The following is a 24,596-nucleotide window of genomic DNA, read 5'->3' as shown; positions in this document are numbered from 1 at the left end:
ATACACAGTGGGGGCATGGTCAGTTCTTCAGATAGCTGTGGCCGCGACAGGCCGTCAGCAGCAGGTTGAGCAAGAGGGCGAGGGTGAGCAGCACTATGCCGAGGGCCACCCCCTGGGTGAAGGCCCCTTTCTGGGTCTCCAGCGCGATGGCGGTGGGGATATTGCGGGTGAAATGCAGGATATTGCCCCCCACCATCATGGAGCAGCCCACCTCGGTGACGATGCGGCTGAAGGCGCCGATGATGGCGGCCAGCAGGCCAAAGCGGCACTCGTGCATCAGGCCGATCAGCGCCTTGGGCCAGGAGACCCCCAGGGTCAGGGCGGTTTCCCAGGCGCGCCGATCGCTCTGAACAAACGCCGCGTGGGCCATGGTGGCGATCACCGGGAAGGCGATCAGCATCTGCCCCACCACCATCGCCTGCTGGGTAAAGAGCAGCTTCCAGTCGCCAAAGGGGCCGGCCCGCGACAGCAGCATATAGAGCAAGAGGCCAATCACCACGGTCGGCACCGATTGCAGGGTATTGATGCAGGAGAGCCAGAACCAGCGGCCGGGCAGCGGCAGATAGGCCAGGGCAAAGCCCAGCAGCAAGGCGGGCAGCAGCACCAGCAGCAGGGCGATGCAGGAGACGGAGAAGGAGACCCCCACCACCTGCCACAGTTCGGTGTCACCACTGAACAGCAGGGCGAGGGCAGCCAACGTAGTGTCGAGCAGGGTCGGCATCAGGCGCCTCCCTCAGCGAACCGGGGGAGGGCCATCAACCTCATCGCAGGGGTCAGGGTTGCCATTATTTCCCGTTGGCATCCGCTACAAACAGCGCTTGACCCGCCACCTTGAAGTCACCGATCAACTTCTGGCCATGCTCGGAGATCAGCCAGTTCTTCAGGGTGCGGGCCCCTTCGGTGTTGAGATCCGGGTAGCGCTTGGGGTTGACCAGGATCACCTGATAGGGGTTGAACAGGCGCTTGTCACCCTCCAGCAGCACGGCGAGATCCAGCTTGCTCTGGTAGGCGAGCCAGGTGCCGCGGTCGGTCAGGGTGTAGGCACCCAGCTCCGAGGCCATGGTCAGGGTGGGGCCCATCCCCTGGCCGATGGATTTGTAACCGGCAAACTCGGGTTTGACGTCAGCGGCCTGCCACAGGGTCTTCTCCTTGATGTGGGTGCCGGACTCGTCACCGCGGGAGATAAAGATCTGGCCCTGCTCCTTGATGGCTTGCAGCCCCTTGGCCGCGTCGTGCAATTTGGCCAGACCCGCCGGATCTTTCGCCGGGCCGACGATAACGAAGTCGTTATACATCAGGTGTACCGGCTCGATGCCAAAGCCTGCATCGACAAACTTCTTCTCGGCAGAGGGGGCGTGGGTCATCACCAGATCCGCATCGCCATTCTCGCCCATCTTCAGGCTCTGGCCGGTACCGGCCGCCATTACCTGCACCGGATAACCAGTCTCCTTGGTGAACTGGGGCAGCAGCCAGCCCAGCAGACCGGACTGCTCGGTGCTGGTGGTGGTGGCGAGGCGGATCGGCGCTTTTGTGGCATTAGTATCCGCTTCGGCGTGGGCCGCACCGGCGATCAGCAGGCTGGCGGCGAGGGAGAGAGCAAAACGTTTGAGGCTGGTTTTTATCGTCATCGTGATGCAACTTTTTTCAGGGTGGCTGAGGAGAGGGCAAGAGTAAGCAAGCAGGGTGCCAAACTGTTCCTTTGCCGCTGCATTCACGGTTTGCCGTTTAAAAACAGAAGCTTATTCAAATCAATTAGGTGAGCTTGTTATCGCTTTTAATAATTGGTGTTGGTGCTTTTGATACGGTAAGGACAAAATGTCCCACTAAGGTTCCGGTTATCGGGACATTCACCGACCGTACGTGCATCCGAGGTACTTTTTTCCATGACACTCCCTCCCAGCCGCTGGTCTGCCCTCTCCCTGCTTATCGTTGACGATGAGCCCGGCATGCGCAGCTTTCTGGCCAAGGCGCTGGCCAAGCGTTTTGCCCAGATTGAGACTGCCGCCAGCGTGGAGGAGGCGGAAGCCCTGCGCTGCCGCCTTCACTTTGACCTTATCATCGCCGACATCCGGCTGCCGGGGCGATCCGGCATCGAGTGGCACGAGGCCATCGACCCGGCTACCCGTCGCAGCGACATTATCTTCATGACCGGTTTTGGCGATATGGAGACCGCCCTCAAGGCGCTGCGCCTCGGCGCCAGCGACTTTATCCTCAAGCCCTTCAACCTCGATCAGATGGTGCAGGCGGTGGACAGAGTCATCGAGCGCCGGCAGATGGAGCGGGAGAACCTGCTGCTGCGCCGGGAGGTGAGCAAGCTGTTCCCGCCCACCCTGATTGGCGACAGTGCCAAGACCCGCGAGCTCAAGACGCTCATCGCCAGAGTGGCGCCCTCCAACGCTGCCGTGCTGGTGGAGGGGGAGTCCGGCACCGGCAAGGAGCTGGTGGCCCGCGCCCTGCATCAACTCTCTGGCCGGATGGGGGCCTTTGTGCCCCTCAACTGCGCCTCCATCGCGCCGGAGCTTTTGGAAAGCGAGCTGTTCGGTCACGTGCAGGGGGCCTTTACCGGCGCCCGCAAGGGGCGCGACGGCCTGTTCCGGGTGGCCCATCAGGGCACCCTGTTTCTCGACGAGATCGGCGAAATGCCGCTCGCCATGCAGGCTTCCCTGCTGCGGGCACTGGAGCAGAAGGCCATCCGCCCGGTCGGTGCCGAGCGCGAATTGGCGGTGGATGTGCGCATCGTCGCCGCCACCAACCGCAACCTCAAGGCCGAGGTGGAGGCGGGCCGCTTTCGCGAAGATCTCTTCTATCGCCTCAACGTGGTGGCGCTGCCGGTCGCCCCGCTGCGGGAGCGGATCGACGATATCCCCGCGCTGGTACACCACTTTACCCGCCAGCTCACCGCCGAGATGGGGATGGGCTCCTTGAGCTGGACCCACGAGGATGTGGTGGCGATGCAGGCTTACCCCTGGCCCGGCAACGTGCGGGAGCTGCGCAACCTTATCGAGCGCTGCCTGCTGCTGGGCAAGCCCCCGGCGGATTACTGGCAGAGCAGCAAGCCGGCCGAACCGGGGGCGAGCGAGGAGGGTTATCCGCTGGCGTGGCCGCTGGCGGAGGTGGAGAAGGCTCACATCCTACAGGTGGTGGCGAGCCATGATGGCAACAAGTCGGCCGCCTCCCGGGTGCTCGGGGTGGCGCGCAAGACGCTGGATCGCAAATTCAAGGAGTGGGCCATCGAATGAGGAAGGCTGACTGGATGGGGTGGCGATGAAACTGACCCTGCTCTCCCGCTGCATGCGCGCCCTGTTGCCCCGTTGCTTGCGCACCAAAGTGCGCTGGCGCCTGCTGCTGCTCACCTCGGTACCCATCATGCTCACCCTGGTGGGCATGATCGCGCTCACCCTCTACTGGACCCTCACCTACAGCTGGCAGAACCTGCTCACCACGGTGCGCAGCGATCTCGGGGTGGCCCACCACGCCATCACGGTGCAGCAGCAGCGCCAGACCGAGCATCTGGAGCATCTGCGCGATGCCTGGGCCTTTCAGCTGCGGCTGCGGGAATCGCCGGATCAGCTGCATGACTGGGTGATGCCGCTGGCGGCCAACTATGGTCTCGATTTTCTGCGCTTGCGCCGTGGCCCCGAGCTGGATCAACTGACGGCGCAGGAGCGCGCCGCCCTTACGGCCGGGCGCAGCGTCAGTCACTTTGTGGTCTGGTCGCAGCAGGAGATGCTCGCCCTCTCCCCGCAACTGGCCAAGCGGGCTGTGTTGTGGCAACGGGATGGCACCAGGGTGGTGGAGGACCGGGGGCTGATCAGCCTCTCGCTGACCCCTGTGATGGGCCGCGACGGTTCCCTTTGGGCCGTGCTGGAGGGGGGCGAGCTTGTCAATGGCAGCACCCGGCTGGTGGATGAGCTCAAGGGGCAGGTGTTTGCCAAAAATACCCTGCCGGATGGCAGCGTCGGCACCGTTACCCTGTTTCTCGACGATCTGCGGGTGAGCACCAATGTGCCGGTCAGCAGCAGCCGTCAGGTGGGCCGGGCGGTGGGCACCCGGGTCTCGCCGCCGGTGCGCGATCAGGTACTGGGGCGGGGGGAGATGTGGGTTGACCGCGCCTTTGTCCACGACGCCTGGTATGTCTCGGGTTACGAGCCGCTGCTGGGAGCCAGGGGCGAGCGGCTCGGCATGCTCTATGTCGGCTTTCTCGAGTGGCCCATTATCCGCACCTACCTCACCAATCTGGTGGAGCTGGGCTCCGGTGTGGTGCTGCTGTTGCTGCTCTCCGGCCTGCTGGTCTATCGCGGCGCGCGGGATCTCTTCTCCCCCATCGAGCGGATGCACAAGGTGGTGCGGCAGGTGCAGGCCGGGGAGTCGGCTCGCATCGGCCCGCTGGCCCTCGACCCCGACCACGAGCTGGCCCAGCTCGGTCGCCAGTTCGACGCCATGCTGGACAGGCAAGAAGCGCATCAGCAGCAGATGGCCCGCAGCGCCGATGAGCTGGAGCAGAAGGTGGCCGAGCGCACCCAAAGCCTCGAGCTCAAGACTGCCGAGCTGGAAGATCATATCCATATGCTGACCGAGGCGCGCCAGCAGCTGCTGATCAGCGAGAAGCTGGCGGCCCTTGGCGAGCTTTCGGCCGGTGTGGCCCACGAGATCAACAACCCGCTGGCGGTGATCCTCGGCAATGTGGAGCTGATGAAGCTGGAGCTGGGGGAGGCGGCCGAGCCGGTCAGCGAGGAGCTGGCGCTGGTGCTGGCCCAGATCGAGCGCATTCGTGCCATCACCCGCAGCCTGCTGCAATATTCGCGCCCCGGCGACTACGAGACGGCGCCGGTGTGGCAGCACCTTAACCCCATCATCGAGGAGAGCCTGACCCTGGTGCGCTCCGCTCTGCGCCAGCAGCAGGTGGAGCTGGTGGCCGATCTCAGGGCCCAGCAGCCCATTGAGGCAGATCGCCAGCAGCTGTTGCAGGTGTTGATCAACCTCTTGGTCAACGCCAGCCACGCGCTGGGGGAGCAGGGGGAGATCCGGGTCGAGAGCCGCGACTGGGTCGATGAACTGGGTCAGCTGCGCGGGGCTGAAGTGCGGGTGATCGATAACGGCAGCGGCATCGAGGCGGCCATTATCGACAAGATCTTCGACCCCTTCTTCACCACCCGCGCCACCGGCACCGGGCTGGGGCTGGCTCTGAGTCACCGCATCATCAGTCGCTGGGGCGGCGAGCTGCTGGTGGACTCCACCCCGGGGCAGGGGAGCTGCTTTACCGTGCGGCTGCGCAGCCATGCCCTGCTGCCCAGCGGCAGCGAGCCCGCGAAACTGGAAGGGTGGCGCATCGCCCTCAATGCCGAGGGGCGCGAAACAAGCGATTGATGCTGTTATAAAAAGGCCCATTATAAAAACAGCCCGTCAACATGGTTGACGGGCTGTTTTGTCGGTGGGTGAGTGGTTATTTACTGCGGACTCCACACCAGCTTGCCGCTCATGGTCAGGTCATAGCCGCCGAGGCGGGCCGCCAGCTCGCGTCCCTCGGGGGATTGCAGCCAGCCGATCAGCTGCTGCAGCAGGGTGCGAAAGAAGACCCCCTGCGGCATCACCAGATCGAAACACTCCTGCGACAGCGGCATAAAGCCGAGGCCAAACTCGGTGGCTGTGCTCTGGGCGCCGGGCCCGACATCGGCATCGCCGCGGCTGATGGCGGCGGCCAGCTCCCGCTCGCTGTTGACCTCAATGGTGCGCTCCAGCCGGGTCAGCGACTCCCCTTGCGTTTGCAGCCACTCCAGCAGGGCGCGCTGGCTGCCGGCCCCCTCCTGACGCATGGCCCAGCGCCAGTCGAGCGCCTCTTTCGCCTCTTTGGGTTGCAACCCCTGCCGCAGCACCAGTCCCTGCACCCGCCTGAATCCATGAACGATCACCCATTGCCGGTGGCCCTGATACTGCTGCACCAGCGCCGGGTGGCGCAGGTGCGCCTCCTCGGCCTGCCCCCAGTGGATGGCGCAGAGATCCACATGGCCGCGCGCCAGCATCGCCAGCCCCTGACGGGTGCCGCACGGGGTGTAGCCCACCAGTGCCTGGGTGCCGAGCTGCCGCGCAAGCTTGCTGCAACCATAGTGCAGCAGCACGTCGTCCGAGCCCGCCAGCAGCAGCCGGTCGTTCATCACCCCCTCGTGGCAACTGCCGAGCAGCCAGCGATCGAGCAGGGAGCGGGGAAACAGCCACTTGCCGGTCGCCTTGGTGGCGGGGATGCGCGCCTCGTTGGCGAGCTGGTAGACCTTCTTCTCGTTGAGATCGAGGTATTCCGCCACCTGCTTGACGTTCATAAACTCGTTCATGGTTTAATCCCGCATCCCGCGACCAGCCGGACTGGGCGCCAGCACCGGCGGCTTCTCGTCCAGCACCATATGGTCGTGGCCGCTGAATACCTCGAAATGGCGCCCCTTGGCGCGGGCAATCATGGTGATGCCGAGCTGGCGGGCGAGATCCAGCCCCATCTGGGTGACGCCGGAGCGCGACAGCAGCACCGGAATGCCCATCTGTGCCACCTTGATCACCATCTCCGAGGTGAGTCGCCCGGTGGTGTAGAAGATCTTGTCGTGGCCACTCTCGCCGCGCATCCAGAGCTCGCCCGCAAGGGTATCCACCGCATTGTGGCGCCCTACATCCTCGACAAAGGAGAGGATTTCGCTGCCGCGACAGATGGCGCAGCCATGCACCGCACCCGCCATCTTGTAGGTTTCGTTATGGGCCGACAGGGCTTTCAGCAGGGCGTAGAGGGTGCTCTGTTTAAGCTCGGGCGCCGCCAAGACCACCCCTTCGAGCTTCTTCATCACGCTGCCATACATGGTGCCCTGACCGCAGCCGGAGGTGACCGTCTTCTTCTCCAGTGCTTGGTCGAGATCTTCGGCCTGCTGGCTGCTCACCACGGCGGCGGCCTCGCTCTCCCAGTCGACGATCACCGACTCGATGGCCGCAATATCCTCGATAAAGCCCTGATTTTTAAGATAACCCAGCACCAGCGCCTCGGGGCGGGCCCCCAGCGTCATCAGGGTGACGATCTCCTTCCAGTTGAGGTAGACCGTCAGTGGCCGCTCACAGGCGATTTGGCGGGTGTTCATTGTGCCCTGTTCATCCATCACCTCGACGGCCATGGTGAGCTGGGCGGCAGCATTGCTTTTGATAAAGGTCGGTGTCATGGGCCCCTCGCGACCGGTTGCCGGGATCTAAGGGGAGGGATACAGCAAGTTTTGTTCCAGATTACTTTTTAACTAGGCTTTTTCTATGTAGCCGAGTAGAAAGAATATGCTCGGCTATTAAAATCAATAGTTATTTAATTAATGATATTTTATATGCCATGACATGATCTGCACTTTTTGTCATGAAAACACCATGGTTTATTCATTGAACGCCATTCTTCTAGTGCCTTTTTATGGGCTATCATTATATCTCCATCAGATGCCCATTTATAAATGGATTTGCGGTGTATATCACACGGAAATATATCTAGGTTAGATGATATCGCAAGGAATGTATGTCCAGCCAAACAATCGACATGTGCTTTTTTAAATAAAAAGTCATTACACGTTTGGCTTTTGTGTATTTTTGTTACTTGAGTGTTTGTTTTTTTGCAGATTGTCTTTATTGAGGGTATTATTTCTTTTTCTAAAATAAACTTATCCATATCATCAAGCATTAGATTCTCATGCCCCATCACATTCATCACATGAATTCTGTTTGTATATGTTGAAAAGTGAGAAATGATCTCTTCAAGATGCCTGTAGTTAGTTTTTGATAGGACAATACCAACGGAAGGCGATAGGGTTCTACATGCTGCTTCTTGACATAGTAATTGAAAACCTCGATATGCTCTTGAGAATTTTCCTCTAGTTTTATTATTCAAGTCTTCAGTATGGCCATCAAAACTAACTTGAATATGTTGTATTAGGTCTAGCTCCATCAGTCTTTTTGAAATCTTATCATTTATAAGTGTTCCATTGGTGTTTATTGTTACATCGAAACCAAGCTCAACAGCTAGTTCCAAGTAGCTCATAAAATTTCTATTTGAGAAGGGTTCCCCACCACAAAAGTTAATATCAAAGACACCTATTTTTTTAGCTTCTAAAAGAATTCTCATTAATGAATTATGATCTATGTCTTTTTGTCGTTTCTCACTAAACTCATTGTAACAGTAAACACATTTTAAATTGCATTTATCTGTTACCTCGATCACAAGCAGAAGAGGTGAGCCTAATTCATACATATTAAACACCTACATTGAAATGGTTTTGCTCGTTGGTATGGAACAAAACCATTGTATTCAAGAATTACACTAGCCTTATTATATTACCCTTCTTGTTTTTAATAATTATACTGCCATCAGGTTCTATCCTTTGTTTAACGCCGTCAATCAAATTGAACTTACTAGAACGACCACTCCACTGATAGTTCCAATGGCCATCATTCCAAGCGTAAACTTCATTTAAAGGCTCTACGGTATATACACTATCTAATAATACTTCAACTTTGCGCACAGTAGTCATATTCTTCCCCAGAAGATAATTAATTTCATTGAATGAAAGGATGATGAATGCTAGTGATATTTTTAATTTAATGTAACTTGACTCGTTTGAGATTGATCTATATCAAGCATCATAGATATGGATATGGTTTCCCACTTCATTTTTTATGTGTAAGCATGACTATATGTTGTGGGTTAACTGCGTCTTTAGATAGTTGTAGTGTAAACCCATCGTAAGTTTAGCTATTCCATCAGTCTCATCATGTGAGTTAGGTATGGCGCGGTTTTTGTCTGTTTCTAAGAATAAGCTAAACCTGCCTTGGCCCCACTCTTGCTAAGTCTTATCCCATTGATGGCCGTGGCCGCCATAAATCTCCTGCCGTGATCCGCCCCGAGCGGGGTGGATTACGGGGGAGGGCGGCCCGGCAGAGACCTTCTGATGGGAGCCGTGACAGTGCAAGAGACAACCAATACCTTGCCCCCGCAGCGCTGGCTGCAACTGGAGTTAAAGGCCATCGACAGCCAGGTTGGCCGCTGGCAGAGTCGCCGTTTCGAGATTGCGGCGCTCCATCCCGCCGAGCCCGAGGCTGCCGGTGCCTTGCCCCTTACCCTGTTTCGTGATGAGCGGGGGGATTATCGCTTCAATTTGAGCTCCGGTTCGCCCCGCCTGTTTGTCACCGGAAGCCGCGTGGACAATGGCTTTGTGGCCGATGGCCTCACCCTGAGCCAGACCGTGGCCGCCGCCTATATGGATGGCGAGCGGCAGGTGCTCTCCTGCCCGCTGCCCGAGGCGCTGCAAGCCTGGGTGGAGGCCTTTATCGGTCGTCACGGCGAGCTGCTGGAGGCCCGTCGCAAGGGCAAGAAGGGCAAGGGGCGGGCGCAGGATCAGCTGGGTGTCGATAGCCAGGATCAAGCCAGCTGCGGCGCCGTTAAAGCCACCTACCCCGATGGCCGCGAGCGTGGCAGTGACGCCGTAACCTGTGCCGTAAACAAGGCCGGAAACAGCGCCCATGAGTGAGTTCCTCAAGCGCTGGTCGTCACGCAAGAGTGAGGCGCGCAAGCATCAGGTATTGCAGCCACGGGAAGAGGCCATTCCCGAGGCGGTTGCCGCCCCCATCGAAGGCAGCGGCGAAACTGAAACTCCAGATGCCGCGCTGGATAGCCCCGTAGTCAGTACTGACAAGGGGAGCAGTGAACCCCTTGCCGTTGAGGGGGCCGAGAGTGGCGAACCGCCGCTAACAACAGCCCAGCCGGGCAAGGCAAGACTTCCTGACAAGGAGGCGCTGCGGGCCATGTTTCGCAGCCATAAACCGGATGGGCTCGACGACTACACCCAGGATTTCAGCCAGCCCGAATTGCTGCCTGCGGCCATGACCGCCGGGCTGCGCAACTGGCTGGTGGATCAGGTGACTGCCCCTGACAGCGAATCGGCCAATCCGGCTAGCGGGTCTGCTGAACCGGTGGCGGTTGTCAGCGAACCTGCCGCCGAGCTGCACGAGCTGGCTGATAACCATTCTCAAACCCACACCGACGATCGGGACATTTTGGTTTCCTCTGGTGGACAAAATGTCCCAACCAGAGGTGGGGGAATGGAACCCTCAGGATCCTGACTCCCTGTCAGTCACTTTTTTTCCGGGGGAGTTGGCTCGCCTCTTGCTCTCTCGGCTTACCAACAAGCGCCCATCCCATGAGGTGGTGCGCACAGGAGCGTATGTGAGCACTGAACAAACATTGCCAAATCTGGCCTCCAATCTTGCCCATGGGGCGGGGGCGGCCGCGCATAACACGCGCGCTCGCGCCTATGCCCTGCAGCATACGGTCAAGACCGACAACCTGATCCCGGCCACTGTCTCTTACCAGAGTCAGGGGCGCCTGCTGCTGGTCGGCCCGGAAGATCGTATTCGCCGCGCCGCCAGCCAGCTGCCTGTCGAGGTGAGGCCCACCCTGCTGGTGACCGAAGCGGTGCATGACGCCGCGGCGGCCGATCTCGAAACCATTTTCGATGCCACCGTATCCCTCGCAGCCCTGACCCTGCGCGAACCGAGCCTGACAGGGTATCTGGGGCAGTTCCAGCTCATTGGCCTCAATGGTCAGGGGGAGCGGGTTAATCTGGCGGCGCTTTGCTTCCCACAACAAGGCTTTCCACACCAAGCGGCTGCTGTTAGTGAACAGTCACGCGAACCGCGCTTTGATCTGGTGGCCGATCTGGGCCGCGCACCGCTCTTTGCGCTGGAGCGCCCGCCGGTCGGCTATCTGCATCTGGCCGATGATCAAGGGCTGGCCGAACGGCTTGCCGAGCTCTGTGCGCTGACCGGTATCTTCGACAAACCGCGCTATTTTCGTCTCGACCCCGAGGCGTGCGCCTTTACCGCCCGCGGCGTGCCCGGTTGCAGCCGCTGTCTCGATGTCTGCCCGACCGATGCCCTCAAGCCCATCAATGGTCGCATCCAGATCGATCCCCATCTCTGTCAGGGCTTCGGCAGCTGCGCCTCTGCCTGTCCGATCGGGGCGATTGCCTATCACCAGCCCGATGCCAACACCAGCGGAGACTACCTGCTGCGCCTGCTCAAGCACTACCGGGAGGCGGGCGGCGAAGCGCCCCAGTTGCTGATCGCCGGTGAAAACGAGCGCGAATGGGTGGAAGCCGATCTCATCCGCCTGCCCGCCAACTGGCTGCCGGTCTGGGTGGAGGAGAGCGCGAGTTTAGGTATCGAGAGCTGGTTCGCCGCCCTCGCCTATGGCGCCAGCACGGTGCGCATTGCGCTGGGTGACGATGCCCCTGCTAGCGTCCGGGCACTGGTTGAGCGGGAGCTGGCGAGCGCAGCCGTGCTGCTGGCGGGCGCCGGCCTTGCTGCCGATCGCATTGCTCTGTTTGGCGCAGATGCTGGTGAGCCTGTTTCCGGCCAGCCGGCCGTTGCCCTGTTGGAGAAGCCGCTCAAAGGAGACAAACGGGAGAACCTGTTTGCCGCCTTCGACGCCCTCTGGCAGGCCAACGAAGGGTGCCGTGAGCCGCTGGCGGTGCCCCACGGTGCCCCTTACGGCAGTGTGGAACTCAAAGAGTCTGACTGCACCCTCTGCATGGGTTGCGTGGCGGTCTGCCCGAGCCGTGCCCTGCATGCGGTGGGGCACACTCCGGGTCTCAACTTTATCGAGCAGGATTGCATCCAGTGCGGCATGTGTGAAAAGGCGTGCCCCGAGCAGGCCATCGTGCTGGTGCCCCGCCTGCAACCTGTGCCCGAGGCGCGCCGCGCCGTGCAGAGCCTGAAAGCCGAAGAGGCTGCCTGCTGCATTCGCTGCTCCAAGCCGTTCGCGCCCGCCTCGATGATCCGCCGCATCCAGCAAAAACTGGCTGGTCACTCCCACTTCCAGAACGAGGCCGCCCAACGGTTGCTGATGTGTGAGGATTGCCGGGTCAAGGATGTGTTTGCAGCGTTGGCGGCGGATCCCGTCTCCCAGCTCAAGGTATGAGGGGCCAGTGATGAGTGAACAACATAACGAAAAGGCTGGCGAACTGACCATGACCGAACTGGAACAGAGCTGCGCCGATCTCTACGCCCTGCTGGCAAGCCTCTGGCGAGCCGCCCCCCGTGGTGAACAGCTCGCCTGGCTGCAAGGGTTGCAGGCTATGCCGGGCCCCTTTGCCAGAGGGCTGGGACTGGTGCAGCTGGCGGCGAGTAGCCACCACGAAAACGAGCTTGCCGAGGAGTATCAGGATCTCTTTATCGGGCTGGGGCGCGGGGAGATAGTGCCGTTTGCCTCCTGGTATCTCACCGGCTCCCTGATGGAGCTGCCGCTGGCGGTGCTGCGTGCAGATCTCCAGTCCCTCGGTTTTGAGCGCCAGAGCGGAGTGTGCGAGCCGGAAGATCATCTCGCCGCCCTCTGTGAGGTGATGGCGGTACTGATTGGCGAGCAGCATCCAGAGCGCAACCGCTTCTATGAGCGCCACCTTGCCCCCTGGGTACTCGCCTGCTGCCGCGATCAGCAACAGGCGAAAGGGGGCAGCTTCTACCGGGCAGTCGGGGCCCTTGCCGAAGATTTCTTCAAGTTGGAAAACGAATTGCGCCTGCCGTTTGGCGCCTGCGTGGTGCCGGGCTGAACGCCCTTATCTGCGCATAACAAGAGCTGCGCATAACAAAACGAGCAGACGAGATATCCCATTGGACGCGAAGCTGGCGCGCAGGCGCCAGCAAGAACAACAACAGAGGTCACAAGAATGAGCGATGAACAGCTGAAAGACCCGTCCCGCCGCAATCTGATCAAGGGAGTTGGCGTGGTCGCCACCATAGGTGTGCTGGCCGGTGCCACCGGTCGGGTGGTGGGCAAAGAGGTGCTGACCCACGACACCGAGCCTGACAAGGGCTATCGGGAGACCCCCCATGTTCACGACTTTTATCGCACCCTGCGCGGCACCGACTGAGCCGGATCAGTGAAGGAGAACTCATGAAACTGACAAAACGTGCCGAGCTGCCCCAGGCGGACGAGCAGGGCAATGAGGCCATTCGCGGTCAGGGGCTGACCCGCCGCGCCTTTATGGTCAACTCGGGTCTGGTAGCCGGTGGCGCCGTGGCCGCCGGTTGGCTGGCCCCTGCCATGATGCAGCGGGCCGAGGCCAAAACCGTGGCGGCCGGGGTGCCGGTCGAGGTGAAGCGCACCATCTGTTCCCACTGCTCGGTGGGCTGCGGCGTCTATGCCGAGGTGCAGAACGGCGTCTGGACCGGTCAGGAGCCGGCCTTTGATCACCCCTTCAACCTTGGCGGCCATTGCGCCAAGGGGGCTGCCCTGCGCGAGCACGGCCACGGTGAGCGTCGCCTCAAGTACCCGATGAAGCTGGTGGGTGGCAAGTGGCAGCGCATCAGCTGGGATCAGGCCATCGAAGAGGTGGGCAACGAGGTGCTGCGTCTTCGCAAGGAGTCCGGCCCCGACAGCGTCTACTGGCTCGGCTCCGCCAAGCACTCCAACGAGCAGGCTTATCTGTTTCGCAAGATGGCGTCGCTTTGGGGCACCAACAACGTGGATCACCAGGCGCGGATCTGCCACTCCACCACGGTCGCTGGGGTCGCCAACACCTGGGGCTACGGCGCCATGACCAACAGCCTGAACGACATGCACAACAGCAAGTCGATCATGTTTATCGGCTCCAACCCGGCGGAGGCCCACCCGGTCGCCATGCAGCACATTCTGCTGGCAAAAGAGCGCAACGGCTGCAAGATCCTGGTGGTTGACCCGCGCCGCACCCGCACTGCCGCCAAGGCGGACATGTACCTCTCACTGCGTCCGGGCACCGACGTCGCCTTTATCTGGGGCATGCTCTGGCACATCTTCAAGAACGGCTGGGAAGACAAGGAGTTCATCCGCACCCGCGTCTACGGCATGGACGAGGTGCAAAAAGAGGTGGCGCGTTGGACTCCGGCCGAAGTAGAGCGGGTGACCGGCCTCAACGAGCAGCAGGTCTATGGCGCCGCCAAACTGCTGGCCGACAACCGCCCCGGCTGCGTGGTCTGGTGCATGGGCGGCACCCAGCACACCACCGGCAACAACAACACCCGCGCTTACTGCATCCTCGAACTGGCCCTCGGCAACGTGGGCAAGAGCGGGGCGGGCACCAACATCTTCCGTGGCCACGACAACGTGCAGGGCGCCACCGACTTTGGCGTCACCTCCGACTCCCTGCCCGGCTACTACGGTCTGGAAGAGGGCTCCTGGAAGCACTGGGCCCGGGTGTGGGATGTCGATTACGAGTGGATCAAGGCGCGCTTTGACAACAAGGCCTACAACGGCAAGCTGCCGATGAACAATAACGGCATTCCGGTCTCCCGCTGGGTGGATGGTGTGCTGGAGAACGCCGATCTGATCGAGCAGGGCTCCAATATCCGCGCCATGTTCTACTGGGGCCATGCGGTCAACTCCCAGACCCGCGGCCCGGAAATGAAGAAGGCGATGCAAAAGCTCGACATGATGGTGATTGTCGACCCGTACCCCACCGTCGCCTCGGTGATGAACGATCGCACCGACGGCGTCTACCTGCTGCCGGCCACCACTCAGTTCGAGACCTATGGTTCCGTCACCGCCACCAACCGCTCCATGCAGTGGCGCGATAAGGTGATTGAGCCTCTGTTCGAATCCAAGGTCGATCACGAGATCATGTATCTGCTGAGCAAGAAGCTTGGCTTTGCCGACCAGCTGTTCAAGCACATCAAGGTAGAGAACGACCAGCCGCTCTTGGAAGACATCACCCGCGAGTACAACCGCGGCATGTGGAGCGTGGGCTACACCGGCCAGAGCCCGGAGCGGCTCAAGGCGCACCAGCAGAACTGGCACACCTTCCACAAGACCAACCTCAAGGCCGAAGGCGGCCCGGTCAGCGGCGAAGTGTATGGTCTGCCCTGGCCCTGCTGGGGCACCCCTGAGATGAAGCATCCCGGCAGCCACATCCTCTACGACACCAGCATTCCGGTGTCGGAAGGGGGCGGTGGTTTCCGCGCCCGCTTCGGCATCGAGTATCAGGGCGTCTCGCTGCTCGCCGAAGACTCCTGGCCGAAGGGGAGCGAGGTGGAAGACGGTTATCCCGAGATCACTGCCGACCTGATGAAACAGCTTGGCTGGTGGGATGAGCTGACCGAGGCCGAGAAGAAAGAGGCCGAGGGCAAGAACTGGAAGACCGACCTCTCTGGCGGCATTCAGCGGGTTGCCATCAAGCACGGCTTTGTGCCGTATGGCAACGCCAAGGCGCGCTGCGTGGTGTGGACTTTCCCGGATCAGGTGCCCAAGCACCGCGAGCCGCTCTACACCCCGCGCCGCGACTTGCTGGCCGACTACGCCACCTGGCCTGATTCGAAGAGCCTGTGGCGCCTGCCGACCCAGTACGCCTCGGTGCAGGAGAAGGATGTCAGCAAGGAGTTCCCCATCATCCTCACCTCCGGCCGTCTGGTGGAGTACGAGGGGGGCGGCGACGAGACCCGCTCCAACCCCTGGCTGGCTGAATTGCAGCAGGAGATGTTTGTCGAGATGAACCCGGCGGATGCCAACGATGTCGGCGTGCGCGACGGTCAGGATGTGTGGGTCGAGGGGCCGGAAGGGGGCCGGGTCAAGGTGAAGGCGCTGGTGACCCCGCGGGTCAAACCGGGGCTCGCCTTTATGCCGTTCCACTTCGGCGGCCACTTCGAGGGCAAGGATCTGCGATCCAAATATCCGGAAGGGTCTGACCCCTATGTGCTGGGGGAGTCGGTCAACATAGTCACCACCTATGGTTATGACCCGGTCACCCAGATGCAGGAGACCAAGGTCACCCTGTGCCGTTTTCGCAAAGTAGGAGCCTGATCCCATGGCCAGAATGAAATTCATGTGTGACACCAAGCGCTGCATCGAGTGCAACGGCTGTGTGACGGCGTGCAAGAACGAGAACGACGATGCCCTCGAGTGGGGCATCCAGCGCCGCCGGGTGGTGACCCTCAACGACGGCCTGCCGGGGGAGACCTCCATCTCGGTTGCCTGCATGCACTGCACCGACGCCCCCTGCATGGCGGTCTGCCCGGCCGACTGCTTCTATCACACCGACGACGGCATAGTGCTGCACAACAAGGATCTCTGTATCGGTTGTGGCTACTGCCTGTTCGCCTGCCCGTTCGGTGCCCCCCAGTTCCCGAAAACCGCCGCCTTTGGCGATCGGGGCAAGATGGACAAGTGCACCTTCTGTGCCGGCGGCCCGGAAGAGGATCACAGCGAAGCGGAGCGCCAGAAGTACGGTGCCAACCGCATCGCCGAGGGCAAGCTGCCCATGTGTGCCGAGCTCTGCTCCACCAAGGCACTGCTGGCAGGGGATGCGCAGGTTATCTCCGATATCTTCCGCGAGCGGGTTGCCTATCGTGGTGCCCCTCATGCAGCTTGGGGGGCTGATGAACAGGCGCTCTATCGCGACGCCAGCAAACCTCACGATGGCAGAGGCAAGGGGCTCAAGCTTGGCAAGCAGGAGGATGGCCAATGAGACACTGGCTGACAGCGCTGCTGACGGCCTTGCTGCTGTTCAGCGCGCCCGGCTTCGCTGATGCGCAGAAAGAGGCGGTCGGCTTTGCCGGCGCCGACTACTGGCGGGCGGTGAAGGATGGGCAGGAGGGGGTGACCACCTCCCGCTCGCCGGAGCACGGAGTGCTGATCTCGGTGCCGGGCCAGCTCTGGTTCGAGGTGAAGACCAAGTGGGTGTCGCCGCTCGGTGCCATCGCTATCTTCGGGTCGCTCGCCATGTGTGGCCTGATGTATCTGGTGGTGGGGCAGACCAAGCTCTCCAAACCGCGCACCGGGCGCAAGCTCAAGCGCTGGAGCAGGCTCGATCGGGCGCTGCACTGGACCACGGCGGCCATGTTTCTGACCCTCTCCGGGTCGGGGCTGGCCATCATCTACGGCAAGTACTTCATCAAGCCGGTGGTGAGCCTCGGGGTGTGGGAGAACTGGATCTGGTTCGCCAAGGTGTTCCACAACTACGTGGGGCCGCTCTTCTTCCTCTGCCTGATGGGGGTACTCATCAAGTGGTTCCGCCACAACATCGTCAACATGGTGGATGTGCAGTGGTTCATGAAGTTTGGCGGCATGCTCGGCAAGCACAAGGGAAGCCACCCCTCGGCGGGCTTCTCCAACGGCGGCGAGAAGGCGATCTTCTGGCTGCTGATCTGGTTTGGCGGCATCGTCGTGGCGACCGGGCTGTTCCTCGACTTCCCCATCTTCGGCCAGCTGCGCCGCCAGATGGAGTGGGCCAGCTTTATTCATATCGTAGGCGCCTTGATCCTTATCTGCGGTTTTATCTTCCATATCTACATGGGCCTGTTCCAGCTGGAAGGGGCGCTGGAGGGGATGGTGACCGGCGAGGTGGACGAGACCTGGGCCAGGGAGCACCACGACCTCTGGTATGAAGAGGTGAAGCACACCCTCGATGAGCCCAAGGCGGGCAAATCAAGTTGATGGTCGACAAAGAGTAAAGAGAAGGGGCGCTGCGGCGCCCCTTTTGATGGCGGGTCGATGGTGATGGCAAATTGATTGAGCGATGCCGCAAACGGCGATGGTTTTTTGGGCCACCTTGAGCAACAGTAACAGGGGTTCCATTCACACAAGGGATGACAAATGATGAGAAAAGCATGGCTGGCAGCGGTATGTGCATCTGCGCTCTTCGGTGGTATTGCGGGCGTGGCGCAGGCGGCTGACGGGATCAAGACCCAGCAGGTGCAGTTCAAGAAGGGGGAGTCAGGGGCGACTATCAACGGCACCATTCAAGGTAGCCAGACCCTCGATTACAAGCTGACGGCCAACAAGGGCCAGAGCATGGTGGTGATCCTGACCGGCAAGCCCTACTTCAATATTCTGCCGCCGGGCAGCAAGGGGGAGGCGATGTTTATCGGTTCTACCGAAGGGAACAACTTTGAGGCGACCCTGCCCGCCAAGGGCACTTATACCATTCGGGTCTACCAGATGGGGGCGGCCGAGAGCAGCAAGGCCAAGACGCCGTTCAAGCTGGAGGTGGGCATCAGCGGCTAATGCCAGCAGCTGACAAGCATCACAGAGGTGGCGGCCACAAAGGGCCGCCACCGTTGTTTTATCCTCTCTGTTTTTGCCTCGCCAAGGTTAATAGTCCCCCCGGGCCAGTCGCTCGAAGTAGCGCTGATAACGTCCGCTGGAGATGGCCTGCTGCAACTGCTGATTGAACTGATCCCGCAGTTTGGCTGAATCCGGCATCTTGCGCGGGAACATCACGAAGCTGTCGTTGCGCAGAAAAGGGGTCTGACTGTGGGTGATGAGTGCCGCGCTGGCGGGGTCGAGCTGGCTCTGCAACTCGGCCAGACCGACTCGCAGCTCTTGCGGATAGAGGTCGATCCGCCCGCGCAGCAGCTTGCCGAAATTCTGTTTCACATCGGTGACTTTCTGTTGGGTTACCTTGCCATCGGCCACCATCTTGTCCAGCTCGGGCCCGTAGCTATAGGCGATATCGCCCCCCAACCGCATGCCGATGATCTGCTCAAGGCGCTCGGCCTGCAGCTGCCGTGATTTGAGGGAGAAGAAGACAAACTGCTCCTGCAGCACCGCTTCGCTGAACAGAAAATCCAGCTCCCGCTCCGGTTTGTGCATCCAGACGGCGGTGGCGTCGTAGAGCTGGCTGTTGGCCGCCAGCGAATAGACCCGACCCCAGGGGGCGAAGTGGAACTTCACCTCATAGCCCGCCTCTTTGAACAGATCGCTGATAAGGTGGGCCACTGGACCGTGCTGTTTTGATTGCTCGGAGACGAAAGGGGGCCATTCACCCACGATGATGTTGAGCACCCGGCCCGGAGCGGCGAGAGCCGACTGGCTGGTCAGAAACAGCCACAGAGCAAGCAGCGGGATCAGGCGCATGGCTGAAAGAAGGGGACGCAGGCTGGCAGAGGCGAGGGCATCAGGTCACTCCCGGCTGTGATGCTGTAAGGGACTGGGTTGCCCGCAATGCTAACATGAGTCTCATTCCTTGCCGTGGATATTTGTCTCGCTGGGGTCGCCGGGCGCCTATTTTGGCCGCAGGGTATGCCCAAGCTCACAAAACCGATCGAGTAAACGTCATATGATTGATTTCATTATGAGTCTTGCTCTCCTGCCGAACGGCAATTTCACGTAAATCAAAGAGAATGACTATGGCTACCGGACAATATCTGCTGTGGAAAGATGCACAGGGACAGGATTTTCGCCCCGTTGCACTGACCGGCACTGATCTGCTTAACAATCGATACCTCAACAAGGGCACGGCCTTCACCGAACAGGAGCGGGCCGATTTTGATCTCGATGGTTTGCTGCCGCCTCAGGTGCAAACTTTTGAAGCCCAGCTCGAGCGAGTGTATGAGGGGTTCAAGAGCGCTTGCAGCGATATCGAGAAGTACCAGAACCTGCGTGCCCTGCAGGATCGCAACGAGACTCTCTTCTATGCCCTGTTGTCACGCCATGTGGAGGAGATGACTCCCTACATCTATACCCCGACCGTGGGCAAGGCGTGCCAGGAGTTCAGCCACCGCTTCCAGAAGCCGCGCGGCCTCTACATCACCCCGGACAACGTGGATGACATGGGCAGTCAGGCCCGCCACTTCGATGCCAAATCGATCCGCATCATAGTCGTCACCGACAGCCAGGGCATTCTGGGGATCGGCGACCAGGGTGTTGGCGGCATGGGCATCCCCATCGGCAAGCTGGCGCTCTATACCCTGGGGGCCGGTATTCACCCCGCCTGCTGCATGCCCATCGCGCTGGATGTGGGCACCGACAATCAGAAACTGCTCGATGATCCCATGTATCTGGGCCGCCCCCACAAGCGTATTCGCGGCAAGGAGTACGAAGAGTTCATCGACAAGTTTGTGCAGGGGGTCAAGCGTCACTTCCCCAACGCCGTGCTGCAGTGGGAAGACTTCAGCAAATCCAACGCCTTCAACAATCTGGCCCGTTACCAGCAGTCATTGCCGTCATTCAACGATGATATTCAGGGCACCGGCGCCGTGGTGCTGGCCGGTATTATCGGCGCGGTCAAGGTCAAGGGGGAGACCCTTGGCCAGCAGAACTATCTGGTCTATGGCGCTGGCGCCGGCGGGGTTGGTGTCGCGGATCAGATCTGCGCGGGGATGATCCGTGAGGGGATGGATCCGCAGGCGGCCCGCGATCGCATCTACATTCTGGATACCCAGGGGCTGGTGTGCGACAACCGGGACGGGCTTGACGAGTACAAGCGCCGCTACGCCAAACCGGGACTGCTGCTGGCGGGCTGGGATACAGAGGTGCCCGGCAAGGCTAATCTGGCCGATGTGCTGCGTCATGTACCCATTACTGTGTTGTTGGGTACCAGCGGCTCGGGCGGAGCCTTCCAGGAAGAGCATATCCAGCTGATGCTGCAGCATTGCGAGCGCCCCATGGTGTTCCCTCTCTCCAACCCGACCGCCAACTGTGAAGCGCTGCCGGAAGATATCTACCGCTGGAGCAAGGGCAAAGCCATCGTTGCAACCGGTAGTCCGTTCAAGGATGTGAGCTACGAGGGGCAGGAGTTCCGGGTCGGGCAGGGCAACAACGTCTTTATCTTCCCCGGTGTAGGTCTGGCGGCCATCGTCAGCCAGATCCGCGAGATCACACCCGATGTCTTCACTACTGCCGCCTTTGCGCTGGCCGAGTGCGTGAGTGAGGTGGACTTGGCGAAAGGGGCCGTCTATCCCCGCATTCGCGAGCTGCGCAGCATCTCGGTGCATGTGGCGACCGCCGTGCTCAAGGATATCGTGCGCCGGGATCCCTCCCACCCGCTAATCGGTCAGGATCTGCAGCAGCATATCCTCAACCATATGTGGGAGCCGGTTTACCTGCCCTATCGTCGGGTATAACCGCGTATTCACCGCCGGGATAACGGGTCGGTAAAGATGACAAGGGGGTAGCGCTGCTACCCCCTTTCGTTCATCCCCCGTGGCATTCACTAAGTTCGCAATGGCCGCCAGCGCCCTTGCTGATTGCGACAGGCGGTATCCTGCCACTGTTGGCTCGCCTTGCCGATATAGAGTTGCTCGCGATAGTCGCGGCACCACTCCCCGCTGGTATGGCGGAAGGTGCGTAGCGGCGTGACGCTACCCGCGTGACGATTAGCCGGATTGAACCAGGTGAGGCTCTGCCCTTTGGGGCGGGTTTCCAGCGCCTTGGCAAGGGCCTGATTGGCCAGTTGAACATCTGCCTTATCCATCTGATGGTAAAGCGGCGGAGTGTCGACCGTGGCGCAGCCAGCGAGGCCGAGCAGGAGGAGTGTTAGCAGATATCGCATTATGGTTGCCCCTGTTGGCGAAAACCGTTGTTGAGCAGCGCCCGCTCCTGCTCATCGGTAAGCACTTGCTGGCGATCATCGACCGAGCCATCACCTCTTAGTTTGTTGCCGTTGGCATCGACAGCATCCACACCGTTGTCATCGACCGTGCCATCGCCCCTGAGCTTGTTGCCATTGGCATCGACGGCATCCACACCGTTGTCATCGACCGTGCCATCGCCCCTGAGTTTGTTGCCGTTGGCATCGACGGCATCCACACCGTTGTCATCGACTGTGCCATCGCCTCTGAGCTTGTTGCCGTTGGCATCGACGGCATCTACGCCGTTGTCATCGATGGTGCCATCGCCTCTGAGCTTGTTGCCATTGGCATCGACCGCATCCACGCCGTTGTCATCAACGCCATTGCCAAACCCGCGGCCACCCCCATGGCGTTCTCCCCCTGCATGTTTTTCTCCACCAGCATGCCGTTCACCACCACCATGCTGCTCTCCGCCGGCATGCTCGCCTTGGTGGCCGCCACTGTCATCGCTGCCCCCATCGCTGTCGCTGCCACCGCTGCTGTTGCTGCCCCCATCGCTGTTGCTGCCACCGCCGCTGTTGCTGCCACCGCCGCTGTTGCTGCCACCGCCGCTGTTGCTGCCACCGCCGCTGTCGCTGCCACCGCCGCTGTCGCTGCCACCGCCGCTGTTGCTGCCTCCACCACTGCTGCCCCCACTGCCACCATCGCCATCTTTGTTGTGAACGATCAGCTCATTGGCGATGTAGCTGTGGCTGCCATCGAGCAGCAGATTGAAGAGTGCGGTAGTGGGAGATGCCTCGATCCAGCAGAGTGACTCAACCAGCAGTAATTCCGGCTGGGGTTGCAGGGCCAGATTGCCCGTCACCATGGCAGGTGCCGGGCGACACATTATCTGCATGCCGGTAAATAGCGGCAGCACCGCCAGTTGCGGGTTTTCGGTTCGGGTCATGGCCGGTGAGATGGCCGCCCAGCCCCGAGTGGTCAGCAGAGGGTGCTCTGCGGTAAAGAACGGGGGCAGATCATTGATCCCGTAGAGTCTGCGCTTGCCCAGTATGACCCGTTCGATCGCCAGGATCCGGTTACTGCCGCCGTGCTGATCCAGCACCTGTTCACCGACCCGGAGCGTTTCTATCGGGCGGGTGGAACCATCGGCCATCGTGATGCGAGTGCCGGCGATAAAGCAGGACTTGGCATAGGCCTGATTCATTTGCCACTCATTTTGGGCGAAATCATAACTGAACGGGTTCGCAAACAGGGCGAGTGCGATGGCCGAGCCAATAAGCAATCTGCGCTGGCTGGCCTTGAATGGGGGCTGTGACATGGGGACTCCTTGTCCATCTTGATTCACAGGATCCATTATAGAGCGCGCCCCTGGCGGCGGCATTTTTGACCATGAACACAATAAACATGATGGAAAAACGATTGGCGTTCGTCACAATAATGCGTAAAATCGCATACTCGATGCTTGTAGCAACGAATCCCGCCTAAAAAGCCAGTTTCATGCCCTTCCCAAGCAGTAAAAGGCAACAAGTGACGTATTTGTGTTCATTTTGTGCCTTGGAAAAGTCTTGTGATAACTGAAAAGTGATAAATATCCCCATCAGTTATCAAAAAATTAAGGACATCCATGTTTTCCTTAGTCAAGCAAAGTGTCGCCGGGCTGCAAATCCTGTTTGTCGCCTTCGGCGCCATGGTTCTGGTGCCCCTGCTCACCGGATTGAACCCCTCCATGGCCCTGCTTGGCGCCGGTGTGGGCACCCTGTTGTTCCAGCTCTGCACCCGCCGCCAGGTCCCGATTTTCCTCGGTTCCAGCTTTGCCTTCATCGCTCCCATCATCTACGCCACCCAGACCTGGGGATTGCCATCCACCATGTTTGGCCTGTTTGCCGCCGGTTTCATGTATTTCATTCTGGCTGCGCTGATCCGGGCAAAAGGGATGGGTTTTGTGCACAAATTGCTGCCCCCGGTGGTGATTGGCCCGGTGATCATGGTCATCGGTCTTTCTGTGGCGCAGGTTGCTTGCAACATGGCGATGGGCCGTGCTGGTAGTGAGCAGGTAGTACCTGCGGGGACTGCGCTGACGCTGGCCGGTATCTCGCTGGCGGTCACCCTGATTGCAGCTGTGTTCTGCAAGGGGTGGATCAAGCTGATCCCCATCCTGTGCGGCGTGATTGCCGGTTATGTCTCGGCGGTCTTCATGGGCCAGGTGAGTTTCGATGGCATGGTGAACGCCCCCTGGTTGGCGCTGCCCCACTTCGAAACCCCGGAGATCAACTGGGCTGCTGCGTTGTTCATGTTGCCAGTAGCCATCGCCCCCTGTATCGAGCATATCGGTGGCGTGTTGGCGATTGGTGGCGTGACTGGCAAGGATTACACCAAGGATCCGGGTTTGCACCGTACGCTGGCCGGTGACGGTATCGGCGTCTGCTTCGCCGGTTTCATCGGTGGCCCACCCGTGACCACCTACGCCGAAGTGACCGGTGCCGTGATGATCACTCGCAACTTCAATCCGGTCACCATGACCTGGGCTGCGGTGTTTGCCATCATTCTGGCCTTCTTCGGCAAGTTCAATGCGCTGCTTACCTCCATCCCGATGCCGGTGATGGGCGGTATCATGCTGCTGCTGTTCGGATCCATCGCTGCCATCGGTCTCAAGACGCTGGTGGAATCCAAGGTGGATCTGGGACTGTCACGCAATATCGCCATCGTCGCCGTGACTCTGACCGTCGGTGTCGGTGCGCTGGAGATGAAGATTGGCGACTTCGCGCTGGCCGGCGTTGGCCTGGCATCTGTTGCCGCCATCCTGCTCAACCTGATCCTGCCTGCGCACTCCGAAGAGGGTGTGATGGACGCGGCCAAGGACTGAGTTTCACCAGACGTTGATTGTTGATTTGGAGAAGGCCACCTCGCGGTGGCCTTCTGTTTTTCGGGTATCTCGCGCTACTTTTCGGCTCGACGGAGCTCATCTGGAATCTAATCTGGAAGCAGATGAGGGGGTTAGCATTCTCATTTGACGTATCTCTTTTCGTGACCTTAGCTAAAGGACAGGTTTGGCTCTGAGGTCTCCTCGAGCAGTATGGGAAAATGGATGTTGGCGTTTTATATCATTTCTCTCCCAGACCCCTGTCATAAAACGATGCGCTTTTTCTTTGCCACGGCGCTGTTGTATGGCAGAGGCTTATCCGCCGCACTCCCCTTATGCTGCCCTGGCATGTTTCCACCTCGATTTGTTGTGAGCCTCCCTCGCCGGTTGCGTTTCGTTGCGCACAGGCAAAATCCGG

Annotated in this window: 21 protein-coding genes; 13 read left to right on the top strand and 8 right to left on the bottom strand. The window is 60.2% G+C overall.

What is annotated here, in order from left to right; translation table 11 throughout:
* Positions 1 to 19: 19 nt before the first annotated feature.
* Positions 20 to 721 carry an ABC transporter permease gene (locus I6L34_RS04665; RefSeq protein WP_216955921.1) on the bottom strand — a complete coding sequence of 234 codons (702 nt, stop codon included), beginning with the start codon at positions 719 to 721 and terminating at the stop codon, positions 20 to 22.
* A 64-nt stretch (positions 722 to 785) separates the two neighbouring features.
* On the bottom strand, positions 786 to 1,628 hold the full coding sequence (locus I6L34_RS04660; protein WP_216955919.1) for a substrate-binding domain-containing protein: 843 nt from the start codon (positions 1,626 to 1,628) through the stop codon (positions 786 to 788).
* Between the two features lie 255 nt (positions 1,629 to 1,883).
* Between I6L34_RS04660 and I6L34_RS04655 the strand changes: the two genes are divergently transcribed.
* Positions 1,884 to 3,239, top strand: coding sequence for a sigma-54 dependent transcriptional regulator (locus I6L34_RS04655; RefSeq protein WP_019446240.1), 1,356 nt, complete (start codon positions 1,884 to 1,886; stop codon positions 3,237 to 3,239).
* 25 nt (positions 3,240 to 3,264) lie between these two features.
* Positions 3,265 to 5,367, top strand: a complete 2,103-nt coding sequence (locus I6L34_RS04650) for a HAMP domain-containing sensor histidine kinase (protein ID WP_216955917.1) — start codon at positions 3,265 to 3,267, stop codon at positions 5,365 to 5,367.
* 80 nt (positions 5,368 to 5,447) lie between these two features.
* Here the strand turns inward: I6L34_RS04650 and I6L34_RS04645 are convergent, their stop codons facing one another.
* The 3 genes from I6L34_RS04645 to I6L34_RS04635 form a co-directional block, all read right to left on the bottom strand.
* Complete coding sequence (locus I6L34_RS04645) at positions 5,448 to 6,314, bottom strand: helix-turn-helix transcriptional regulator (protein WP_216956890.1); 867 nt, start codon at positions 6,312 to 6,314, stop codon at positions 5,448 to 5,450.
* A gap of 15 nt (positions 6,315 to 6,329) precedes the next feature.
* Positions 6,330 to 7,187, bottom strand: coding sequence for a formate dehydrogenase accessory sulfurtransferase FdhD (locus I6L34_RS04640; RefSeq protein WP_216955915.1), 858 nt, complete (start codon positions 7,185 to 7,187; stop codon positions 6,330 to 6,332).
* A 149-nt stretch (positions 7,188 to 7,336) separates the two neighbouring features.
* Positions 7,337 to 8,251 (bottom strand): radical SAM protein, encoded by a 915-nt coding sequence (locus I6L34_RS04635; RefSeq protein WP_216955913.1) that lies wholly within the window; start codon positions 8,249 to 8,251, stop codon positions 7,337 to 7,339.
* Positions 8,252 to 8,948: 697 nt separating this feature from the next.
* On the opposite strand from I6L34_RS04635, the gene I6L34_RS04630 reads away from it, so the two are divergent.
* The 9 genes from I6L34_RS04630 to I6L34_RS04590 all read left to right on the top strand — a co-directional run bounded on the left by I6L34_RS04630 (position 8,949) and on the right by I6L34_RS04590 (position 18,028).
* Positions 8,949 to 9,527: a DUF3305 domain-containing protein gene (locus I6L34_RS04630; protein WP_216955911.1), complete on the top strand. Its 579-nt coding sequence runs from the start codon at positions 8,949 to 8,951 to the stop codon at positions 9,525 to 9,527.
* Positions 9,520 to 10,119 (top strand): DUF3306 domain-containing protein, encoded by a 600-nt coding sequence (locus I6L34_RS04625; protein WP_216955907.1) that lies wholly within the window; start codon positions 9,520 to 9,522, stop codon positions 10,117 to 10,119. The genes I6L34_RS04630 and I6L34_RS04625 overlap by 8 nt, the downstream gene beginning before the upstream one ends.
* 103 nt (positions 10,120 to 10,222) lie before the next feature.
* Complete coding sequence (locus I6L34_RS04620; RefSeq protein WP_216955903.1) at positions 10,223 to 11,977, top strand: 4Fe-4S binding protein; 1,755 nt, start codon at positions 10,223 to 10,225, stop codon at positions 11,975 to 11,977.
* A gap of 10 nt (positions 11,978 to 11,987) precedes the next feature.
* Positions 11,988 to 12,605 carry a molecular chaperone gene (locus I6L34_RS04615; protein ID WP_216955900.1) on the top strand — a complete coding sequence of 206 codons (618 nt, stop codon included), beginning with the start codon at positions 11,988 to 11,990 and terminating at the stop codon, positions 12,603 to 12,605.
* Between the two features lie 117 nt (positions 12,606 to 12,722).
* Positions 12,723 to 12,926, top strand: coding sequence for a transcriptional initiation protein Tat (locus I6L34_RS04610; RefSeq protein WP_005303194.1), 204 nt, complete (start codon positions 12,723 to 12,725; stop codon positions 12,924 to 12,926).
* A 23-nt stretch (positions 12,927 to 12,949) separates the two neighbouring features.
* Positions 12,950 to 15,826 carry a formate dehydrogenase subunit alpha gene (locus tag I6L34_RS04605; RefSeq protein WP_058055717.1) on the top strand — a complete coding sequence of 959 codons (2,877 nt, stop codon included), beginning with the start codon at positions 12,950 to 12,952 and terminating at the stop codon, positions 15,824 to 15,826.
* 4 nt (positions 15,827 to 15,830) lie between these two features.
* Positions 15,831 to 16,490, top strand: a complete 660-nt coding sequence (gene fdh3B, locus I6L34_RS04600; protein ID WP_005353752.1) for a formate dehydrogenase FDH3 subunit beta — start codon at positions 15,831 to 15,833, stop codon at positions 16,488 to 16,490.
* Positions 16,487 to 17,458: a formate dehydrogenase subunit gamma gene (locus I6L34_RS04595; RefSeq protein ID WP_058058398.1), complete on the top strand. Its 972-nt coding sequence runs from the start codon at positions 16,487 to 16,489 to the stop codon at positions 17,456 to 17,458. The genes fdh3B and I6L34_RS04595 overlap by 4 nt, the downstream gene beginning before the upstream one ends.
* 159 nt (positions 17,459 to 17,617) lie before the next feature.
* Entirely contained in the window at positions 17,618 to 18,028 is a 411-nt protein-coding gene (locus I6L34_RS04590) for a hypothetical protein (protein WP_013723543.1), read from the top strand.
* An 87-nt stretch (positions 18,029 to 18,115) separates the two neighbouring features.
* On the opposite strand, the gene I6L34_RS04585 is transcribed toward I6L34_RS04590, so the two are convergent.
* On the bottom strand, positions 18,116 to 18,880 hold the full coding sequence (locus I6L34_RS04585) for an ABC transporter substrate-binding protein (protein WP_058055720.1): 765 nt from the start codon (positions 18,878 to 18,880) through the stop codon (positions 18,116 to 18,118).
* A gap of 272 nt (positions 18,881 to 19,152) precedes the next feature.
* Between I6L34_RS04585 and I6L34_RS04580 the strand changes: the two genes are divergently transcribed.
* Positions 19,153 to 20,868: an NAD-dependent malic enzyme gene (locus I6L34_RS04580; protein WP_058055721.1), complete on the top strand. Its 1,716-nt coding sequence runs from the start codon at positions 19,153 to 19,155 to the stop codon at positions 20,866 to 20,868.
* An 89-nt stretch (positions 20,869 to 20,957) separates the two neighbouring features.
* Here I6L34_RS04580 and I6L34_RS04575 read toward each other — a convergent pair whose 3' ends face one another.
* Together I6L34_RS04575 and I6L34_RS04570 are read right to left on the bottom strand one after the other, a co-directional pair.
* Positions 20,958 to 21,299: an RT0821/Lpp0805 family surface protein gene (locus I6L34_RS04575; RefSeq protein WP_058055722.1), complete on the bottom strand. Its 342-nt coding sequence runs from the start codon at positions 21,297 to 21,299 to the stop codon at positions 20,958 to 20,960.
* The gene (locus I6L34_RS04570; RefSeq protein WP_216955898.1) at positions 21,296 to 22,636 is read right to left on the bottom strand and encodes a Hint domain-containing protein; all 1,341 of its coding nucleotides are present in this window, start codon (positions 22,634 to 22,636) and stop codon (positions 21,296 to 21,298) included. The genes I6L34_RS04575 and I6L34_RS04570 overlap by 4 nt, the downstream gene beginning before the upstream one ends.
* A 306-nt stretch (positions 22,637 to 22,942) precedes the next feature.
* Between I6L34_RS04570 and I6L34_RS04565 the strand changes: the two genes are divergently transcribed.
* Positions 22,943 to 24,181: a uracil-xanthine permease family protein gene (locus I6L34_RS04565; RefSeq protein ID WP_005334784.1), complete on the top strand. Its 1,239-nt coding sequence runs from the start codon at positions 22,943 to 22,945 to the stop codon at positions 24,179 to 24,181.
* The last annotated feature ends 415 nt before the right edge of the window (positions 24,182 to 24,596 follow it).

It is taken from the genome of Aeromonas sp. FDAARGOS 1404 (assembly GCF_019047085.1).
In the GTDB taxonomy this organism is placed as follows: domain Bacteria; phylum Pseudomonadota; class Gammaproteobacteria; order Enterobacterales; family Aeromonadaceae; genus Aeromonas; species Aeromonas veronii.
Note: the sequence above shows the minus strand (reverse complement) of the source record. Positions and strands in the feature narration are given on the sequence as shown.

Bases quoted from the DNA above. Each gene is read 5' to 3' on its own strand.
- I6L34_RS04665 (WP_216955921.1), bottom strand. From the start codon at position 721: ATGCCGACCCTGCTCGACACTACGTTGGCTGCCCTCGCCCTGCTGTTC.
- I6L34_RS04660 (WP_216955919.1), bottom strand. From the start codon at position 1,628: ATGACGATAAAAACCAGCCTCAAACGTTTTGCTCTCTCCCTCGCCGCC.
- I6L34_RS04655 (WP_019446240.1), top strand. From the start codon at position 1,884: ATGACACTCCCTCCCAGCCGCTGGTCTGCCCTCTCCCTGCTTATCGTT.
- I6L34_RS04650 (WP_216955917.1), top strand. From the start codon at position 3,265: ATGAAACTGACCCTGCTCTCCCGCTGCATGCGCGCCCTGTTGCCCCGT.
- I6L34_RS04645 (WP_216956890.1), bottom strand. From the start codon at position 6,314: ATGAACGTCAAGCAGGTGGCGGAATACCTCGATCTCAACGAGAAGAAG.
- I6L34_RS04640 (WP_216955915.1), bottom strand. From the start codon at position 7,187: ATGACACCGACCTTTATCAAAAGCAATGCTGCCGCCCAGCTCACCATG.
- I6L34_RS04635 (WP_216955913.1), bottom strand. From the start codon at position 8,251: ATGTATGAATTAGGCTCACCTCTTCTGCTTGTGATCGAGGTAACAGAT.
- I6L34_RS04630 (WP_216955911.1), top strand. From the start codon at position 8,949: ATGGGAGCCGTGACAGTGCAAGAGACAACCAATACCTTGCCCCCGCAG.
- I6L34_RS04625 (WP_216955907.1), top strand. From the start codon at position 9,520: ATGAGTGAGTTCCTCAAGCGCTGGTCGTCACGCAAGAGTGAGGCGCGC.
- I6L34_RS04615 (WP_216955900.1), top strand. From the start codon at position 11,988: ATGAGTGAACAACATAACGAAAAGGCTGGCGAACTGACCATGACCGAA.
- I6L34_RS04610 (WP_005303194.1), top strand. From the start codon at position 12,723: ATGAGCGATGAACAGCTGAAAGACCCGTCCCGCCGCAATCTGATCAAG.
- I6L34_RS04605 (WP_058055717.1), top strand. From the start codon at position 12,950: ATGAAACTGACAAAACGTGCCGAGCTGCCCCAGGCGGACGAGCAGGGC.
- fdh3B (WP_005353752.1), top strand. From the start codon at position 15,831: ATGGCCAGAATGAAATTCATGTGTGACACCAAGCGCTGCATCGAGTGC.
- I6L34_RS04595 (WP_058058398.1), top strand. From the start codon at position 16,487: ATGAGACACTGGCTGACAGCGCTGCTGACGGCCTTGCTGCTGTTCAGC.
- I6L34_RS04590 (WP_013723543.1), top strand. From the start codon at position 17,618: ATGATGAGAAAAGCATGGCTGGCAGCGGTATGTGCATCTGCGCTCTTC.
- I6L34_RS04585 (WP_058055720.1), bottom strand. From the start codon at position 18,880: ATGCGCCTGATCCCGCTGCTTGCTCTGTGGCTGTTTCTGACCAGCCAG.
- I6L34_RS04580 (WP_058055721.1), top strand. From the start codon at position 19,153: ATGGCTACCGGACAATATCTGCTGTGGAAAGATGCACAGGGACAGGAT.
- I6L34_RS04570 (WP_216955898.1), bottom strand. From the start codon at position 22,636: ATGTCACAGCCCCCATTCAAGGCCAGCCAGCGCAGATTGCTTATTGGC.
- I6L34_RS04565 (WP_005334784.1), top strand. From the start codon at position 22,943: ATGTTTTCCTTAGTCAAGCAAAGTGTCGCCGGGCTGCAAATCCTGTTT.